The following is a 2,597-nucleotide window of genomic DNA, read 5'->3' on the forward strand; positions in this document are numbered from 1 at the left end:
ATGCCCGCTATTGTGAAGGGTTTCGGATGCCGGCCCGATCACGACGGTGGGGCTGGTCACGCGGGCCGGCGTCGGAAAGCCTCCAGGGGAGGAAACCGCGGTCCGACGAGCGCGATGGTTGAGGTCTTTGCGATACTATGGGGATTTGAGATCCGGGCAGGCGGCTGAGGCGTCTTGCCGGTGTCTGTTGCCGGAAGATCCTCTGGTCCGGGACAGTGCTGTGGGGCGGCCGGCGCCCGTTGAAGAGCGCGCGGCCGGTCGCCATGACCAGGCCGAACGCGGGATCGACGGCGCGAGGACGAAGCTATCCTTTGCGCCTGCGAAGCGGCCTGCCGGATGAAGCTGGAGTTCGAGAGAGGCGGCTCCGCTCATGATGTGTCGATCCTGATGGAGGCACTTGCGAGCCAGGTCTTCGGCGCCGCCCCCCGGGCGAAGGTCTCGATGATGGTCATGATGCCGGCGCAGCACCGGCAGCGCAGCGTGGCCTCTGGTCGCTTTTCCTCGGCAGGCGGGGCTTCCTCCGGCGAGGCGCGCACCTGCTGGTCTACGAGCAGCGCGCGGATCCTGTCGATGTTGGCGGCGCGCACCGCGCTGGCGAACAGGCCGTAGTGCCGGATGCGATGGAAGCCGTCGGGCAGGACATGAAGCAGGAAGCGGCGGATGAACTCATCCGCCGGGAGCGTCATGGCCTTGATCCAGCTATTGCCGGTAGCCTTGGCTCGAGCGCGATAATCCTTCCAGCGGAAGGTCACGCCGCGGTCGTCCATGGCAAGGAGCCGGCTGTTGGAGATCGCCACGAGGTGGGTGTAGCGCGACAGATAGGCGAGCACCGCCGCGGGGCCGGCGAAGGGCCGTTTGGCATACACCACCCACTCGGCGCGGCGCAGGGGCGCGAGCATCGCCTCGAAGGCAGGCGTGTCGGCCAGCGGGGAGAGATCGCCGAAGAAGGCGAGCCGGCCGGTGGCGTGGAGCGTCCGCAGCCCGTCGAGGAAGAGCCGCCGGAACAGGCGGGACAGCACCCGCACCGGGAGGAAGAACCGGGCTCGACCGGCGATCCAGCGGGCGCCGTCCCGTGAGAGCCCGCCGCCGGGCACCACGGCATGGATATGGGGATGGTGGGTCAGTGCCGATCCCCAGGTGTGGAGCACGGCGGTGATGCCGATGCGGGCGCCAAGATGCCTCGGGTCGTCGGCGATGGTGGCCAGCGTCTCGGCCGAGGCCCTGAACAGCAGGTCGTAGACCACGGCCTTGTTCTGGTACGCGATGGCGCCGATCGCGGACGGCAGGGTGAAGACGAGATGATAATAGGGCACCGGCAGAAGCTCGGCCTGCCGCGCGGCGAGCCAGTCCCGCGCCGTTGCTCCCTGGCACTTGGGGCAATGCCGGTTGCGGCAGGAGTTGTAGGCGATCTCCAGATGGGCGCAGTCGGCGCAGCGCGCCACGTGCCCGCCGAGCACCGCCGTGCGGCAGGACCGGATGGCCGACATCACCTTCAGCTGGCTGCGGCTGAGACGCCCGGCACGAACCCTCTCATAGGCATCGCCATGGGCGTTCAGAATATCCGCGACCTCCAGCGCAGGCCGCGCCATGGACCGGCTCGGCTCACAAGGGCGGCGGTGTCAGCAGGGAGAGCGGGCTCTCCACCTCGCGCAGGGTCTTCAGGGCGACGCGGGTATAGACGGCCGTGGTGTCGAGCTTCCTGTGCCCGAGCAGCACCTGGATGACGCGGATATCGGTCTTGCGCTCCAGCAGGTGGGTGGCGAAGCTGTGCCGCAGGGTGTGCATGGAGACGCGCTTGTCGAGCCGGGCGGCGGAGGCCGCCGTCCTGCAGGCCCGGTCGAGCTGGCGGGTGGTGATGGGCTGGCCCGGATCACGGCCTGGGAACAGCCAGCCCAGCGGCCGCCGTTCCTTCCACCAGCGTCGCAGGAGATCGAGCAGATCGGGCGCGAGCATCACGTAGCGGTCCTTGCGCCCCTTGCCCTGCTCGACCCGGATCAGCATCCGGGCGCTGTCGATATCGGCGACCTTGAGGTGGGCCACCTCCGACACCCGCAGGCCACAGCCATAGGCGATGCTCAGCGCAGCGCGATACTTGAGGTTCGGCGCATGGGCGAGCAGCAGCGCCACCTCCTCGGTGCTGAGCACCACGGGCAGGCGCTCAGGGCTGGGGATCCGCGCCATCCGGTCGCCGAAGCCGGCCCGGCCCAGCGTGATGTGGAAGAAGAAGCGCAGCGCCGTGCAGGCGAGGTTCATGCGGGCATAGCTGGCGCCGAGGCTCGCGAGATGAAGCTGGTAGCGCCGCAGGTCCTCCGGCTCGGCCTGATCCGGCGCCCGGCCGAGGAAGGCGGTGAACTCGGCGACCTGGCGGATATAATCGCGCTTGGTGTGGTCGCCGAACCGGCGGATGGTCATGTCCTCGATCATCCGCTGCCGCAGCGGGCTGATGGCTGGCCGTGCGCTGGTGGGGTGTTCGGAAGCGTCCATGGGGCTCTCCTGTGGTGAGAAACCCCGTGATGCTCCGCCCACCTATGCGGGACGCCACGTCGAAAACATCCAACCGCCCGTCATGCCGGGCGGTTACCGCGGCAGCGGTTTAG

General features: G+C 68.8%; 2 protein-coding genes. Both read right to left on the reverse strand.

Translation table 11 applies throughout. From position 1 onward, the window contains the following. Window positions 1-368: 368 nt before the first annotated feature. Window positions 369-1,589, reverse strand: a complete 1,221-nt coding sequence (locus tag K9U40_RS22520) for an IS91 family transposase (RefSeq protein WP_282892333.1) — start codon at window positions 1,587-1,589, stop codon at window positions 369-371. Window positions 1,590-1,602: 13 nt separating this feature from the next. Then, window positions 1,603-2,484 carry a tyrosine-type recombinase/integrase gene (locus K9U40_RS22525; protein ID WP_282892334.1) on the reverse strand — a complete coding sequence of 294 codons (882 nt, stop codon included), beginning with the start codon at window positions 2,482-2,484 and terminating at the stop codon, window positions 1,603-1,605. Window positions 2,485-2,597 lie beyond the last annotated feature (113 nt).

Origin of the sequence: Xanthobacter autotrophicus, assembly GCF_030015065.1 — a bacterium.
In the GTDB taxonomy this organism is placed as follows: domain Bacteria; phylum Pseudomonadota; class Alphaproteobacteria; order Rhizobiales; family Xanthobacteraceae; genus Xanthobacter; species Xanthobacter autotrophicus_D.